11 protein-coding genes and 2 pseudogenes are annotated in these 16,455 nt (G+C 57.6%); 11 read left to right on the top strand and 2 right to left on the bottom strand.

All coding sequences use genetic code 11. The features are described 5' to 3' along the window. Positions 1-36: 36 nt before the first annotated feature. Positions 37-1,290: a septation protein SepH gene (gene sepH / locus OZX74_RS05915; RefSeq protein ID WP_277156047.1), complete on the bottom strand. Its 1,254-nt coding sequence runs from the start codon at positions 1,288-1,290 to the stop codon at positions 37-39. Positions 1,291-1,464: 174 nt separating this feature from the next. On the opposite strand from sepH, the gene OZX74_RS05910 reads away from it, so the two are divergent. From OZX74_RS05910 to OZX74_RS05900, 3 genes are read left to right on the top strand one after another with little or no spacing between them, the layout of a single operon-like run. Then, positions 1,465-1,755, top strand: a complete 291-nt coding sequence (locus tag OZX74_RS05910; protein WP_277156046.1) for a DUF4193 domain-containing protein — start codon at positions 1,465-1,467, stop codon at positions 1,753-1,755. Beyond that, positions 1,755-2,234, top strand: coding sequence for a dUTP diphosphatase (dut, locus tag OZX74_RS05905; RefSeq protein WP_277156045.1), 480 nt, complete (start codon positions 1,755-1,757; stop codon positions 2,232-2,234). Before OZX74_RS05910 ends, dut begins: the two co-directional genes overlap by 1 nt. Positions 2,235-2,293: 59 nt before the next feature. After that, positions 2,294-4,618, top strand: coding sequence for a bifunctional (p)ppGpp synthetase/guanosine-3',5'-bis(diphosphate) 3'-pyrophosphohydrolase (locus tag OZX74_RS05900; RefSeq protein WP_277156044.1), 2,325 nt, complete (start codon positions 2,294-2,296; stop codon positions 4,616-4,618). 157 nt (positions 4,619-4,775) lie between these two features. Here the strand turns inward: OZX74_RS05900 and OZX74_RS05895 are convergent, their stop codons facing one another. Then, positions 4,776-5,315, bottom strand: a complete 540-nt coding sequence (locus tag OZX74_RS05895) for a peptidylprolyl isomerase (RefSeq protein ID WP_277156043.1) — start codon at positions 5,313-5,315, stop codon at positions 4,776-4,778. A gap of 196 nt (positions 5,316-5,511) precedes the next feature. Between OZX74_RS05895 and OZX74_RS05890 the strand changes: the two genes are divergently transcribed. The 8 genes and pseudogenes from OZX74_RS05890 (at position 5,512) to pflB (ending at position 16,411) form a co-directional block, all read left to right on the top strand. Beyond that, positions 5,512-6,528: a MetQ/NlpA family ABC transporter substrate-binding protein gene (locus OZX74_RS05890; protein WP_277156042.1), complete on the top strand. Its 1,017-nt coding sequence runs from the start codon at positions 5,512-5,514 to the stop codon at positions 6,526-6,528. A 125-nt stretch (positions 6,529-6,653) separates the two neighbouring features. Then, positions 6,654-7,771 (top strand): annotated as a pseudogene (locus tag OZX74_RS05885) (methionine ABC transporter ATP-binding protein). Positions 7,772-7,922: 151 nt separating this feature from the next. Then, positions 7,923-8,657: a methionine ABC transporter permease gene (locus tag OZX74_RS05880; RefSeq protein ID WP_277156041.1), complete on the top strand. Its 735-nt coding sequence runs from the start codon at positions 7,923-7,925 to the stop codon at positions 8,655-8,657. Positions 8,658-8,917: 260 nt separating this feature from the next. Next, positions 8,918-9,930, top strand: a pseudogene (locus tag OZX74_RS05875) (MetQ/NlpA family ABC transporter substrate-binding protein). Positions 9,931-10,104: 174 nt separating this feature from the next. Continuing rightward, positions 10,105-11,256 carry an amidohydrolase gene (locus tag OZX74_RS05870; RefSeq protein WP_277156040.1) on the top strand — a complete coding sequence of 384 codons (1,152 nt, stop codon included), beginning with the start codon at positions 10,105-10,107 and terminating at the stop codon, positions 11,254-11,256. A 167-nt stretch (positions 11,257-11,423) separates the two neighbouring features. After that, entirely contained in the window at positions 11,424-13,130 is a 1,707-nt protein-coding gene (locus tag OZX74_RS05865; RefSeq protein ID WP_277156039.1) for an NAD+ synthase, read from the top strand. A 320-nt stretch (positions 13,131-13,450) separates the two neighbouring features. Then, a complete protein-coding gene (locus tag OZX74_RS05860) occupies positions 13,451-13,693 on the top strand; it encodes a hypothetical protein (RefSeq protein WP_277156038.1) in 243 nt (80 codons plus the stop codon). Positions 13,694-14,035: 342 nt separating this feature from the next. Next, entirely contained in the window at positions 14,036-16,411 is a 2,376-nt protein-coding gene (gene pflB, locus OZX74_RS05855) for a formate C-acetyltransferase (protein WP_277156037.1), read from the top strand. Positions 16,412-16,455 lie beyond the last annotated feature (44 nt).

Genomic DNA, 16,455 nt, shown 5'->3' with positions numbered 1-16,455 from the left:
AACGTAGGCTACGGACTTTAGAAGAACTCGCGAAAATCACTCTCCGAACAGGATTTCATCCCAGCTCGGCACAGCGGAGCGGCCGGACTTGCGCTTGTTGTGCTTGCGGTCTTCCTGATTTTTGCCCTCGCTCATCTCCCGGTTGCCCTCCCGCGCATTGTCGGTGGGGGAGATGGTGGCATCATTATTTGCTGCTTGTTGCTCGGAATCGTTGCTGAACGGGGTAAACATTTCAGGTTGCGCCGTAGGTGTCCGATCAGGTAACGGCAACGACAGGGCGTCGACCGGCACGGTTTCGTCTGCGATGGGAGCAGATGTTGAGGGGTTTATGGAAGAAGGCTGAGGATCGGCGGTCGGTGCGGGGTACGGCAACGATACCGAACCGGCGCTTCCTGTGTTTTCCTGTTCCCTATGGCCATAATCAGTTGCGATCCGGGAACCGGTCGTTGGGGATGCATCGTTTTCCGTCGTCTCCTGCATCGAGGCTACGGTGCTGGCGATGCGCGCGGAACGCACGGAGTCGCCGGGCAGGGCCTGACTTGTCGAGAATTCGGCAGTGGCTATCGCATCATTGCCATCGCCCAGGGATGTTTGCGCCACGCTTGCAGACGATTCCCCGGTGTTTTCCTGTACTTGCCCTGAACCGCTGTTTTGAGCCGGAGTTTCCTCCATTGCGTCATTGGATTCATCGGAGGTCCGAGCCGATTCACCCTCACCTAGCAGTATCTGAGCTGCCGCATTCTGGCATTCGACCGTGTTGTCGTGCATGTTCCATGCCCATTCGGCACGTATGCGATTGCGCTGGGTGCTGAATGTCGCCGTAATGAGCCAAGGTTCCCTTCCTCGGCGTGTCGCGCCCCACTTGACGGATTCCATTCCGATGCGAGCGGCCGCGAGCGTGCGTGCGATGAGGTCTTCGATTGAGTGGACCCTGCTCCCTTTCGGTGCCGAGACCGCGAGGAACTGTTCGATGGCGTATTGCTTTTCCGTTTCGACCGCAGCCGAAAAACGTCGTACCAAAGCCTGGCTCAGACCGTATTTCTCAGCCACTTTTTCGGGTTGCGCGCCGGCGCGGATGAGTGCTTGAATGCTTGATATCGGTAGGGTTTGAGCCAGTCCTGGGCTGTTGACCTCGTCGGCTTCGCTCATAATCTGACGTGCCTCGAGAATGGCGCGTTCCAGTGTATCGTTCACCGGTATCCGGAACTTCAATCCCTTCGATACGAACACCAGCTCGCCGTCCTCGTCGACATGGTCGAACCGAGCATCCGCAACTGAACTGATTGACATGCGAGCACCACTTTCCTACAACAATAAAACTACAAGAATTTTACTTTATTCCATTATGTCCCTCGTGTCGTACTTTACGAATTTGCTAAATCGTGTATCCTTTTGCCCGTAAAAGACATTTTGATATGAACGCCATCGGTATTGCTACCGAGAACCCAAAGAAAGGAACGCGAGATGGCTCAGGATTATGATTCCCCCCGCAACAAGGACGAGGACGAGGAATCCCTTCAGGCGTTGAGCAAAAGCAGCAGGGAGAGCGCAGAGGACATCGACGACGACGAGAACGCCATCGCCGAGGACTACGAGCTGCCCGGTGCGGACTTAAGCAACGAGGACTCCTCGGTGACCGTCATCCCCATGCAGGGTGACGAGTTCATCTGCTCGGAGTGCTTCCTCGTCAAGCATCGCAGTCAGCTTGACCATATGGGCGCCAATGGCCCGGTCTGCAAGGAGTGTGCCGCCTGATGGCCTATGCCGAAAGCTACAACGAACCGGAAAACGTCGAAGTCCTCTTGAAGGCCGATGCCGACGGGAATGTGCCTGCCTTGCGGTATGCCCATGCGGGCGACGCCGGTGCCGATCTGACCTGTACGCGCGACGTCGAGCTCAAGCCGTTCGAACGCGCCTTGGTGCCTACGGGCGTCTCGATCGCGCTTCCCAATGGCTACGTCGGTCTCGTCCATCCGCGCTCCGGGTTGGCGATCAAGTCGGGCGTGACGGTTTTGAACGCTCCCGGCACCATCGATGCGGGGTACCGCGGCGAGATCAAGGTGCCGCTGATCAACCTCGACCCGGAACACACCGTGGTTCTGCATGCGGGCGACCGCATCGCGCAGCTGGTCATCCAACGTTACGTTGAAGCCCGATTCGTACCTGCGACGACACTGCCCGGCAGCGATCGGGCCGAGCGCGGGTTCGGCTCCACCGGGATGGCGAGCAGATAGCGGCGCTCCGTCCTGCAATCAGATAGAATGTAGCCAGAGAAAAGGTGATGGGAGCGGGCATGGCAGATACGGTTTCGGACAACAATTCGGCGAGGATGCTGGGCTGCGAGATCAGCACGGATCCGCTTGACCCGTTACAGCCCATTGTGCGTGCCTGCCGTGCCCACCATCCTGACGCCAACCTTTCCGTTCTCGAGCGCGCTTACCGCAGGGCCGTGTGGCAGCACCGTGCCCAGCGTCGTCGTTCCGGCGAGCCTTATATCATCCATCCCTTGGCCGTCGCCCAGATTCTAGCCGATCTCGGCATGGGGTCGTTGGTGGTGGCTGCAGGGCTGTTGCATGACACCGTCGAAGACACCGATTACACGCTTGAGCAATGCCGTGAGGAATTCGGCGATACCGTCACCGGTCTGGTCGACGGGGTCACGAAGCTGACCCGCATGGAGGTCGGCGATTCGGCCCAGGCCGAGACCATCCGCAAGATGGTGGTGGCCATGAGCCGCGACGTGCGTGTGCTCGTCGTGAAATTGGCCGACCGCCTGCACAACGCACGTACCTGGCGTTACGTCAAGCCTTCCAATGCCCAACGCAAGGCCAGGGAGACCCTTGACGTCTACGCGCCCCTTGCCAACAGGCTTGGCATGAACGCCATCAAGACGGAACTCGAGGAACTGAGCTTCAAAGTTCTTTATCCCAAGATCTACAACGAAATCGTCGTGCTCGTCAACCGCCGTGCCGGGCAGCGCGACGTCTATTTGAAGCAGATCATCAGCGAGATCAACGAAGACCTTGCCGACCAGCACATCAAGGCCACCGTCACCGGCCGGCCGAAGGACTACTTCTCGATCTATCAGAAGATGATCGTGCGAGGCCACGATTTCTCCAACATCTACGATCTTGTAGGCGTACGCATCATCGTCGACACCATACAGGACTGCTATGCGGTCCTCGGTGCGGTCCACGCCCGCTGGAGCCCGATTCCCGGCAGGTTCAAGGACTACATCGCCATGCCGAAAATGAACATGTACCAGAGCCTGCACACCACGGTGGTCGGTCCCGGCGGCAAACCCGTCGAAATCCAGATTCGCACCTGGGACATGCACCGGCGCAGCGAATTCGGCATCGCCGCCCACTGGAAATACAAGGAGAACGGTCAGGCCGGCCGCAAGCTGAGCGAACCGGACAAGGGCGACCGCAAGCGCGAAAACGAAGAGAACCAGGACCTGAGTGAGGCCGACAACCTTAAATGGATCCAACAACTGGCCGACTGGACCAGCGAGACGCCGGACTCCGACGAGTTTCTCGGTTCCCTGAAAGAGGATCTGGGCAGTGCCGAGGTCTACGTCTTCACGCCGAAAGGCAAGATCATCTCGCTGCCGGCCCACGCCACGCCTATCGATTTCGCCTACGCCGTGCACACCGAGGTCGGCCATCGCACCATGGGCGCGCGCGTCAACGGCCGTCTCGTCCCGCTCGACACCGTGCTCGAGAGCGGAGACACCGTCGAGATCCTGACTTCTAAGTCCGAGACCGCCGGACCTTCGCGTGACTGGCTGAGCTTCGTAAAAAGCCCGAAGGCCCGCAACAAGATCCGCCAGTGGTTCAGCAAGGAACGGCGCAGCGAGGCCATCGACGAAGGCCGCGACGAGCTCACCCGAGCCATGCGCAAGCGCAACCTGCCGGTCTCGAACCTTCTGACGCCCCAGGCATTGGTCGGAGTGGCCGACGAACTGAACTTCGACAACGCCGACGCCGTATTCGCCGCCATCGGCGACGGACAGGTCTCCACGCAGAACGTCATCTCTCGACTGGTCAAGGACGCAGGCCGTGACGAGGTCGAAGAGGATGTCGAACAGGAGGCGCTGCCGCTCAAGCATACCGGGCGCCGTCGTGACACCAACAAGCTCGGAATCTCGGTCAAGGGCGTGGAAGGGGTGTGGGTCAAGTTGGCCCGATGCTGCACCCCGGTCCCGGGCGACAAGATCGTCGGCTTCATCACCAAGAACGAGGGCGTTTCGGTGCATCGTGCCGATTGCCAGAACATGCTGAACCTCGAAAGTCAGCAGCCCGATCGGGTGGTCGAGGTTGCCTGGACTAGCGCCAAGGGCCTGTTCATGGTCAAGATCCAGGTGGAGGCGCTCGACCGCCCGCATCTGTTGACCGACGTCACCCAAGTGCTTTCCGACCACGGCGTCAACATCATCAGCGCCACCGTCGCCACCGGTTCCGACCGTGTGGCCACCAGCCAGTTCTCCTTCGAAATGGCCGACCCTCAGCACATGAACACGCTCTTAAGCGCCGTGCGCAAGATCGACGGCGTCTTCGATGTCTACCGCCTCACCGGGGCCAAGGATTCCGCCGTTCCGCACATGCGCAAGATGTAACGTTCATGCACGTTGGGCGGAGCATTGGAGATGCGATGAAAATCAGTAAAATAGGGTTGGAGTCTTGATTTTCATCGCATGTTGACTTTTAGGTACGCAAAATCCCCGTCATCGGGTTGTGGATGGCGGGGACTTCGTGTGCGTGCGCGTGCGCTGCTTACTTCACGATTTCGACCGAAACGATGCCGGCCGGCTCCAGAGGCATGTCGTTGCCGTCAGTGGGCAGGTTCTGCAGGCGGTCGACCACGGACTTGCCGGCCTCATCCGCCACTTCGCCGAAAATCGTGTGATGTTTGTCGAGCCACGGGCAGGGTACGGTGGTGATGAAGAACTGCGAGCCGTTGGTGCCGTGCTGTCGGCCGTCGCGTCCGCGGCGCAGTCCGGCGTTGGCCATGGCCAACTTGTAAGGCTGGCTGAAGTCGAGGTCGTCGGCGAACTCGTCGTCGAACTCGTAGCCCGGGCCGCCGGTGCCGTTGCCCAGCGGGCAGCCGCCTTGGATCATGAAGTCCTTGATGATGCGGTGGAAGGTGAGTCCGTCGTAGAAGGGCTTGTTCGACTTCTCGCCGGTGGCGGGATCGGTCCATTCCTTTTCGCCGGTGGCCAGCCCGATGAAGTTCTTGACGGTTTTCGGCGCTTTGTCGTCGAAGAGGTTCAGGGCGATGTCGCCCTCTGTGGTATGCATGATTACATTTGTCATAAGTTTTATTTTCCCACCGTGTTAGGACGAGGGGTATGTGGACAGTGGTACACATGGCCTTACAAAACGTTGGTTTTTCTGCCGATATTGTACTTGTTATAACGAATGTCAATAGGCCTTTCCGGCTTTTGCGTTGTGTCGAGAGCGTAAGTTCGGGTATGGTGGCGACAATACATCCATCGATATGAGGGGCAGCATGACAGCATCCAACAATCATGACAACGACGGCGATACAAGTGGGAAAGCACCTTTGCCGGTTGATGGGTTCCAAAGCCCGGAGGAACCGGTCAGGGTGAATCACACCGCGCGTAATGTCATCATCGCGGCCGTGGTCGTGGTGCTGGTTGTGGTCCTTGCCTTCTTCGGCTATCGGGGATTTGTCGGTAAGAAAACGGCTGCAGCGAAAGGCAGCGAATCCGATTCGATCAAGATCGGCGTGGTCGGTGTCACCAACCCGGAATGGCCGATCTTCAAGTCCGAAGCGCAGAAGCAGGGCATCTATGTCGACCTGGTCGATTTCCAGGACTACACTTCCGAGAACCCGGCCCTTGATGCCGGCAATCTCGATCTGAACGAGTTCCAGCACATCCTCTACCTTGCCAACTACGACATGAAGAACCACAAGGACCTGCAACCCATCGGCGGGGTCGCGGTCTACCCGTTGGGCATCTATTCGAGCAAATACAAGGACATCAAGGACATCCCGGCGGGAACCACCGTCCCGGTGCCGAACGACGAGACCAACCAGGCCCGCGCCCTGGGCGTCCTCAAGTCCGCCGGCCTCATCAAGCTCAAGCACCGCTGGACGGCGTTCACTACGCCTGCCGATATCGACTCTGTCGCCTCGAAGGTGAAGGTGACGCCGCTCAAGGCCGAGCAGGTCGCCAATTCGTTGAAGGATCCGCAGGTCTCCGCCGGTGTGGTCAACAACGACTATGTCAAGGACGCGGGGCTCAAGGCCACCGACGCGATTTATCAGGATGACGCCGAAAGCAAGGAGGCCCGCCCCTATATCAACATCTTCGTCGCTCGAAAAGCAGACGCCAACAATCCCACGTATCTGAAGCTCGTGAAGATTTTCCATTCCAAGAAAGTCTCGGCGGGTATCATGAAGAAATCGGATAACAGCGCATCGCTGGCGGACGAATACAGTGCCGAACAATTGCAAGGCTTCTTGCAGGATGTCGAAAAGGACGCCAAGACGCAACAATGACATTGTTCATTGTCCAGCATGGTCCCGGCCGATTGACAGCCTGTGTTCGCCGCCAATCGGTTCGGTATATACTCGGGCAAGAACTTTAGACAAAGACCTAGGCAGGAACGTTAAGAAGCGGGAATATGAGCGAGGCAATCATCAAGCTCGACCATGTGGTCAAGGAATTCAAGTCAAAGGACAAAAAGAAGCCCATGCGGGCTGTCGACGATGTGTCACTGAGCATCAACAAAGGCGACGTTTTCGGCATCATCGGCTACTCCGGTGCAGGCAAATCAACGCTGGTACGCATGATCAACGCCTTGGAACGCCCGACTTCCGGCTCGGTTCGCGTTTTGGGTCAGGACCTCACCGGGCTGAACGAATCCGGATTGCGCCCACTTCGTCGCAAAATCGGCATGATTTTCCAGCAGTTCAATCTATTCTCGACCAAGACCGTCGCACAGAACATTGCCTATCCGTTGGTGCTTGACCATTGGCGAAAGGACTATCAGGAGCGTCGGGTCAGCCAGCTGTTGAAATTCGTCGGTCTTGAGGAACACGCGAACAAATATCCCTCACAGCTTTCCGGCGGCCAGAAGCAGCGTGTCGGTATCGCGCGGGCTCTAGCCACCAACCCGGAAATCCTTCTGGCGGACGAGGCGACCAGCGCGCTTGACCCTGAGACCACGGGGAAGTGCTTGATCTGCTGCAGCAGATCAACCGTCAGCTGGGAGTGACTATCGTGCTCATCACCCACCAGATGAATGTCGTGCAGAAGATCGCCAACCGGATCGCCGTGATGAGCGATGGCCGTGTGGTCGAGCGTGGCGATGCCTACAGCGTCTTCGCAGCCCCGAAGCAGGAGATTACCAAGCGTTTCATCGCCACCGCCATTTCCGGTATCCCGGACGTAGAACGTGTCGTTGACATGCGCCGCCAGTGGGACGGCCGGATCGTTACTGTTCTCATCCGTCAAAAAGACGCGCAAAACGAGTTGGACAATTCGGTCGTGCCGTCCTCTGGCCAGAACATCTCGGGATTGATCGCCAAATACGGTGTCTCCACCAACCTCATTTACGGGGGCATCGATACCGTCACCGGTTATGCGATTGGTGCCATGACCTACGAGTTGGCGGGAGAGCCATCGGTCATCGACGGATTCCTTGGCGAATTGTCGCGCGACAGTGACGTGTTCGATTTCGGTACTGCGCAAGACCCGGTGGATTACGATACAGCGGTTTCGACGCCGTTGGGTGGCTGAAGGCGCATCCGGCAGGGAACGGCGACACCAGTGAGACCGGTGGCTATGGAAATGCTGATAACGCCGATAGGGCAGATACGCTCGCCGGTAATGCGGATGACGCTGCCAGGTCTACGAGTGCGGATAGCGACGGGAAAGAGGAGCAGGCCTGATGAACGCTTTTAATGTTATTACCGGTTCGTTGGCGGTAAAGTCAACGGCAACCATCACTTTGGCGTCGGACCAGGATTGGTCGATTCTGAAGCCGATGCTGTTCCAATCCATCGCCCAAACGCTGGAAATGGTGTTCATCACCCTCGTTGTCGGTGGCATTCTGGGCTTGGTTCTGGGAGTGATTCTTTACGGTACCAGGCCAGGCAATCTTTTCCAGAACTCCGTGATTTACCGCATTCTTGACATCATCGTCAACATCGTCCGGCCCATCCCGTTCATCATCTTCCTGGCGGCGATGCAGCCGTTGACCATCAAGGTCATCGGCACCTCCATCGGCACCATGGCGGCGATCTTCCCGATGGTCATCATGGCCACGTTCGCCACTTCGAGGCTGGTTGAGCAAAACCTCGTGCCTGTCGATCCCGGCGTGATCGAGGCGGCCCGGGCCATGGGCGCCTCCAAGTTCACCATCGTGCGCACCGTGCTCGTACCCGAGGCGCTCGGCCCGCTCATCCTGGCCTACGCCTTCCTGTTCATCTCGATTCTCGACATGTCCGCGATGGCGGGCTACATCGGCGGCGGCGGCCTTGGTAATTTCGCCATCGCCTACGGCTACCAGAAGTTCGACCCGTCTGTGACCTGGACCGCTGTCATCATCATGATCGTGCTGGTCCAGGTGGTGCAGGCCATCGCCAACATGTTCGCCAAGCGCATTCTCAAGCGCCAGCAGTAGTTTGTAGCCCGATTCCGTATCTAATGCATATATCCGGCATAACTGTATCGGCGTTGGCGGGCACCCGTTTTCTGCTTTCAACGGCAGGAAGCGGGTGTTTCCTTTATTTCCGCCGTTTTGGGCCGGGATATTCCCGAAATAACGAGGTTCTTATACGCGTCATAACGAATACGGATAATTGTTTTTGGTTTTTTGATATTTTCCGCTGTTTTTGCCGTGTATTCTTGCCTCAAGACACAACCCGCAAATAAGGCAAGCACATGTCATCAGCAGATTCCAATACGCAACCCAGTCCCGATTTGAGCCCGTTGTCGGCAGGCGGCCTCGGCCCGGAGGAGCCGGTGCGCGTCAATCATACGAAACGCAACGTCGTCATAGCGGTCATCGTTATCGTGCTGCTTGCCGCGTTGGCCTTCTTCGGGTACCACGGTTACGCAGCCAAGCGGGCAAGCGCAGCGAAAGGAACGCCCCCAATCCGGTCAAGATCGGTGTGGTCGGTGTCACCAATCCCGATTGGGTCGTTTTCAAGCAACAGGCTCAGAAGCTTGGTATTTCGGTCCAACTGGTCGATTTCCAGGATTACACATCCGAGGACCCCGCGGTGGATTCAGGCAGCCTTGACATGAACGAATCGCAGCATATCCTTCTGCTTGCCAACTACGACATGAAGAACCACAAGGACCTGCAACCCATCGGTGCCACCGGTGTCTTCCCGCTCGGGATGTATTCAACCAAGTACAAGGACGTCTCCCAGATTCCTGCCGGGGCCAGCATTCCCGTGCCCAACGACGAGACGAACCTTTCCCGTGCGCTGGGCGTGCTCGACCAGGCCAAACTCATCAAGTTGAAGCATCCCTGGACCCCGTTCACGTCCCAAGCCGATCTCGACGAATCCGCTTCCAAGGTCAAGGTCGTGCCGGTGAAGGGCGCGCAGGTCCCCAAGTCGCTCAATGATCCGGACGTCGCAGCAGGCATCATGAACAATGATTTCGTCGCCGACGCCGGGCTTAAGCCCTCGGAATCGATTTTCCGCGACGACCCGCACAGCAACCACGCCCGTCCCTACATCAACGTCTTCATCGTCAAGAAAGCCGATATCAACAATCCGCTCTATCTGAAGCTCGCAGGAATCTCCCACACCAAGGAATTCAAGGCTGCATTACAGCAAAAGTCGAAAGGCACCTGCGTGTTCGCGGACCAATACAGCGGTTCCCAACTGCGCGGGTTCCTGAGCGACGTTGAAAGCGACATGCGCAAGTCGCAAGGCGAGTGAGAGGCGAACCTGCAAAGCTCCGTATACAGGAAGATTTTCTTCGTCGGCAGGTTTGCGCTTCAAATTTGCCGTCGATTTCGGGGCTTTCGGGTTTAGACGAATCGGTTCGGCGTTTTAAATTGAAATGGCCGGTTGATATCCTTCTATAAGAAACAAAAGAAAGAGTATTGCATCATGGCAGAGCACGTGGAGATTTCCGACGATCTGATCGCCGTCAGGCATCATCTTCATCAATATCCCGAACTTGGCTTCAAGGAATATGAAACAACAAAATTCCTGCGCGACCAGCTGACCTCGCACGGCATCGAGGTGTTGGAAACCCCTCTTGAAACCGGGTTGGTGGCCGAAATCAAGGGTGAGAAACCCGGCCCGCGGGTTGTGCTCCGGGCCGATATCGACGGTCTGCCCATCCACGAGCATTCCGGCCTGCCTTTCAGCTCCAAGAACCCCGGCGTCATGCATGGCTGCGGCCACGACATCCACATGACCGGTCTACTTGCCGCCGCCTTCTGGCTCTCCGAGCACCGCGATCGCATCCAAGGCACTGCGGTCATCCTCTTCCAGCCCGCCGAAGAAACCGGCAGGGGCGCACGGCACGTCATCGAGACCGGCGCCCTCGGCAAGGTCGATGCCCTTATCGGCACCCACAACACCCCTGATCACCAGCCCGGTGAAATCGCGGTGAGCCGGGACCCGATGATGGCCGGTTGCGTGAGCTTCGCCGTCACGTTCCACGCCGACGGAACCCATGCCGGCCACCCGGATTGTGGCACCGGCCCCATCGAGGCGTTGGCTTCCACCATTCTTTCGTTGCAGACGATCGTCAGCCGCAATATCTCGCCGTTGCGTCCCGTGGTGCTTTCCATCACGGAAATCCATGGTGGCGACGTGTGGAACGTGATTCCGGATACCGCCGGATTCCTCGGTACGGTTCGTTATTTTCACAAGGATGATCATAAGCTGGTCGTCAGCCGTTTCCGCCAGGTCGTGGAATCGACCGCAGCCGCTTACGACATCACCGTCGACATCAAATGGGACGAGCTCGGGGCGCCCTTGGTCAGTGATGCGGCACTGATAGGACCTGTGGCCGAGGACTTGCCCGGTTATGCGACCCCTGTGCCGGTTATCACGTCCATGGGCGGCGAGGATTTCGCGGACTTCCAGCAGCTGGGGCCATTAGTCTTCGCGTCGGTCGGTTCCAACGGTCGCCCCGGCCATCGCAGCATTCACAATCCGGAATTCGTGGCCTTCGACGAAGCCATCAAACCGACTGCTGAATTCCTGGTCAACGCCTTGCTGCGGGTCGAAAGCGAACTGCAGAAGTAGGCCGGCCCCGTCGGTCTGAAATAACGATTTGCCACGTTGTGTCGGTTTTCCTTCAACGGTAAAGCGGCACAATGCCTGACAAGAGGATGTGAGGGAAACGACACGATATCGTCAGGAACATTAGCGCACCCGACAGAATACGACATGGAAACGGATATGATGAAGACATGACTCAACTACGTTTCGCTTTGGCCCAGATCGACACCTGCGTCGGGGAGCTCAACGGCAATGCCGCCACCGTCCTGCAATTTGCGCGTATGGCCGCGCTCAAGAAAGCCCAGGTCGTCGTTTTCCCGGAAATGACGTTGACCGGTTATCCGATTGAAGACCTCGCCTTCCGTGCCACCTTCCGCAAGGCCGCTGCCGACAAGGCCGACGAGCTGGCGCAAACCTTGCAAAAGGAAGGGTTGGGCCAGCTCTACGTGGTGGTCGGAACTGTGGGAACCTCTTCGGCGAGCGATGTCGAAGGCAAACCCACCAACCGTCTGGTGGTGCTGCACGGCGGTTCGGTCTTCTCGACCTACGACAAGCATTTCCTGCCGAATTACGGGGTGTTCGACGAATTCCGTATCTTCGAGGCAGGCCAGCATTCCGTTGTTCTCGATATCGAGGGCGTGAAGGTCGGCGTCGCCATCTGCGAGGACATCTGGCAGGACGGTGGGCCGGTAGCCGAGCTGGCTGAACAGGGCATCGACGTATTGCTGACGATCAACGGTTCGCCGTATGAGGAAGGCAAAACCCATACCCGGTTCGATCTGGCGGTCCGGCGTGCGCACGAGGTCGACGCCCCGCTGATTTACTTGAACCAGGTCGGCGGGCAGGACGACCTGATCTTCGACGGCGGCAGTTTTGTGGTCGATGCCGACGGCACGCTTCTCGAGCGTTCTCCGATGTTCGTCGAAGACCTGAGTTATTTCGATTTTGATTCCGCAGCCGGCCATCAGCAGGTCGGCACGCTCGCCGCATTGCGGGACCCGGACGAAGAGGTCTATACGGCCTGCGTTTTGGGGCTTAAGGATTATATGGCCAAGAACCATTTCATCGGTGTCGTGCTCGGTCTCTCCGGTGGCATCGACTCTGCGTTGGTGGCTGCGATGGCCGCAGACGCTGTGGGCGGCGAGCATGTGCAGGGCGTCTCCATGCCCAGCATGTATTCCTCCGACGGTTCCAAGGACGATGCGGCCGACCTGGCCCGTAACATCGGTGCCCACTACGACGTCCAGCCCATCGAACCGTTGTTCAAGGCCTTCCAGTCTCAGCTTGACCTCGGGGGCGTCGCCGCCGAAAACCTGCAGGCGCGCATTCGTGGCGTCATCGTGATGGCCTATTCGAACTCCAAGAACCTGCTGGCGCTCGCCACGGGCAACAAGTCCGAGCTGGCCTGTGGCTATTCCACCATCTACGGCGACGCGGTGGGCGGCTACGCCCCGATTAAGGATTTACTCAAGACCCGGGTTTGGGAACTCTCGCGTTGGCGCAATCGTGCGGCCGCGGCCGGTGTTGGCGTCGGCGGCCTGAAGATTGTGGGAAACGAGAACGGGGGGGCGGGTGTGCCGCTCAACGACGGCGTGATGATTCCGGTTTCGAGCATCGAGAAGGCCCCGAGCGCCGAGCTGCGTCCCGGCCAGAAGGACTCCGATTCGTTGCCTGAGTATGCGTTGCTTGACAAAGTCCTTGCAGCCTATATCGAAAAGGCGCATGGGCGTGCCGACTTGCTGCGTGACGGTTTTGACGCGGGTACCGTGGATACAGTGATGCGTCTGGTCGACCGAGCCGAATGGAAGCGTCGCCAGTATCCGCTTGGTCCCAAAGTCACGTCGTTGGCGTTCGGCCGTGACCGTCGCCTGCCGGTGACCAGCGCTTTCTGCGAATAGATGAGGTATCGGTGGGAACGCAACGGTTAACGTGTTCCCGCATTTCTTGCTTGCCAAGCCAAGAAAACACATTCCGGTTCAGGCCAGCCCGTGACCTGTCCGCCTCGAATTGCTGATTTTGGGTCATTCTCGGCGCATTGATCATCGTAGGTCCATTCATTTATATGTATGAGTATCTGGATGCGATCAATACGTTGTGCGCCGACTACAACCAGCGTGGCTAAGCTTGTGTCCTACGCCCTCGGGCAAGCCTGACATATTCGGCAACCAACATGGGCTAAGGTTGAGAAAGTTCACGTTGGCGACACAAGGGAATTGTGATGACAGATAATACGCAGAACACGAATGGCGACAAGCAATGGTATTTCAATACCTCCACCGGTAAGCCCGAACTGGGCAAGCTTTCGCCGGTCGGACAGCGCAGCGGCCCTTACAAGACACGCAAGGATGCAGAAGACGCTTGGAAGATCGCAAAGGAACGCAACTTGATCTGGGACGAGCAGAACCGTCAATGGAATGCTTGGAACAACGCGTCCGACTCCGATGCGGGGCAGCCGAACTGAGAGGCATGATATAAGGTTCTTTATTCAAACGAAGAAGCAGGTCAGTGAGCAAATAAGAGCTCGTTGGCCTGCTTTTTATGGCTTGAAATGAAAATGTGACGTATGTCACATTATTTTTGAGTGTTGCTGGCTGAAGTCTTCGGAAAACCGTAATCGCCAAAACCGTTCTCCCGATTGAGTTTGTGGTTTTTTAGGAAATTTTGGCGGATCGAGGCAAACGCGAAAATAGTAAAAAAGTGACGTATGTCACATTTATTTGGCTGTGTTTGTGACGAAGACCACTCTACAATGGAAATCGAACGCAACGTGAAGATGCGTTGCTCCACTAATAAGGAGTGCTAAATGACCGCAGTAGATCAGACTGCTTTGTCTGCCGAGGAGCTTCAGGCGAAGGCTTGGAATGGCTTCGTCGGAGGAGACTGGCAGAAGGAAATCGATGTTCGCGATTTCATTCAGAAGAATTATACGCCGTATGATGGCGATGAGTCCTTCCTCGCCACGGCGACCCCGAAGACGAAGGAAATGTGGGAGTATCTCGACAACAACCAGCTTGCTGTTGAGCGTAAGCAGCGTATTTATGACGTTGATACCCACACTCCGGCCGGCATCGACAACTTTGGCCCCGGCTACATCATGGACAAAGAGCATGATAACGTCATCGTCGGCATCCAGACCGATGAGCCTTGCAAGCGCGCCATGATGCCGAACGGCGGCTGGCGTATGGTCGAGCAGGCCATTATTGAGGCCGGCAAAGAGCCTGACCCCAACATCAAGACGATCTTCACCAAGTATCGCAAGACCCATAACGACGGCGTGTTCGGCGTCTACACCAAGCAGATCAAGCTTGCTCGCCACAACAAGATCCTCACCGGTCTGCCCGATGCCTACGGCCGCGGCCGTATCATCGGCGACTATCGTCGTGTCGCTCTCTATGGCGTCAACTATCTGATTGCCAAGAAGAAGGAAGACAAGGATTCGATTCCTTATCGCAACGACTTCACCGAGGCCGAGATCGAGCACTGGATCCGCTTCCGCGAAGAGCATTCGGACCAGATCACCGCTTTGAAGCAGCTCATCAAGCTGGGCAACGAGTATGGCCTCGATCTTTCTCGTCCGGCTCAGACCGCTCAGGAAGCCGTGCAGTGGACCTACATGGGCTACCTCGCCTCCGTCAAGAGCCAGGATGGCGCCGCCATGAGCTTCGGCCGTGTCTCCGCCTTCTTCGATACCTATTTCGAGCGCGACCTCAAGGCCGGCAAGATCACCGAATCCGATGCTCAGGAGATCATCGATCAGCTCGTCATGAAGCTGCGTATCGTCCGCTTCCTGCGCACCAAGGACTATGACAACATCTTCTCCGGCGATCCGTACTGGGCCACCTGGTCCGACGCGGGCTTCGCCGATGACGGACGCCACATGGTCACCAAGACCTCGTTCCGTCTGCTCGCCACCCTGGCCCTGGATCACCTTGGACCTGGCCCTGAGCCGAACATCACCATCTTCTGGGATTCCAAGCTGCCTGAAGGCTACAAGCGTTATTGCGCTCGTACCTCCATCGCCACCTCGGCCATCCAGTATGAGTCCGACCGCGACATCCGCGACCACTGGGGCGACGACGCTGCCATCGCTTGCTGCGTCTCCCCGATGCGTATCGGCAAGCAGATGCAGTTCTTCGGTGCTCGCGTGAACTCTGCGAAGGCTCTGCTCTACGCGATCAACGGTGGCCGTGACGAGATGACCGGTATGCAGGTCATCGACAAGGGCATCATCGATCCGATCAAGCCCGAAGCCGACGGCACCCTTGACTATCAGAAGGTCAAGGACAACTACGAGAAGGCCCTTGAGTGGCTCTCGGAGACCTACATCGAAGCGCTGAACATCATTCATTACATGCACGATAAGTATGCATATGAATCCATCGAGATGGCTCTGCACGACAAGGAAGTCTACCGCACCTTGGGTTGCGGCATGTCCGGTCTGTCGATCGCCGCCGATTCGCTCTCCGCACTGAAGTATGCGAAGGTCTATCCTATCTACAACAAGGATGCGAAGAACCTCGAAGGCCATGAGAACGAGTATGTCGAAGGTGCCGATGACGACCTGGTGGTTGGCTATCGCACGGTCGGCGACTTCCCGATCTACGGCAACGACGATGATCGTGCCGATGATCTCGCCAAGTGGACCGTCTCTACGGTTATGGATCAGATTAAGGCTCTGCCGGTCTACCGCAACGCGGTTCCGACCCAGTCCATCCTGACCATCACCTCCAACGTGGTCTACGGCAAGGCGACCGGTTCCTTCCCGAGCGGACACAAGAAGGGCGAGCCTTACGCCCCCGGTGCCAACCCGGAGAACGGCATGGATTCGCACGGCATGCTACCGTCCATGTTCTCGGTCGGCAAGATCAACTACAACGATGCGCTGGATGGCATTTCGCTGACCAACACGATCACCCCTGACGGCCTCGGCCGTGACGAGGAAGAGCGCGTTACCAACCTGGTCGGTATTCTCGACTCGGGCAATGGCCACGGCCTCTATCACGCCAACATCAACGTGCTGCGCAAGGAGCAGCTTGAGGACGCCGTCGCGCATCCTGAGAAGTATCCGCACCTCACCGTGCGTGTCTCGGGCTATGCGGTCAACTTCGTCAAGCTCACCCGCGAGCAGCAGCTCGATGTCATTTCCCGTACGTTCCATCAGGGTGCCGTCACCGAGTGACGCACACGCTTGAAGTAACGTGGTGAAATAGTTGATTTGAGGGG

Source organism: Bifidobacterium sp. ESL0798, from assembly GCF_029395415.1.
GTDB lineage: Bacteria > Actinomycetota > Actinomycetes > Actinomycetales > Bifidobacteriaceae > Bifidobacterium.
The sequence above is the reverse complement of the archived record's forward strand: the minus strand, read 5'-3'. Positions and strand labels throughout refer to the sequence as shown.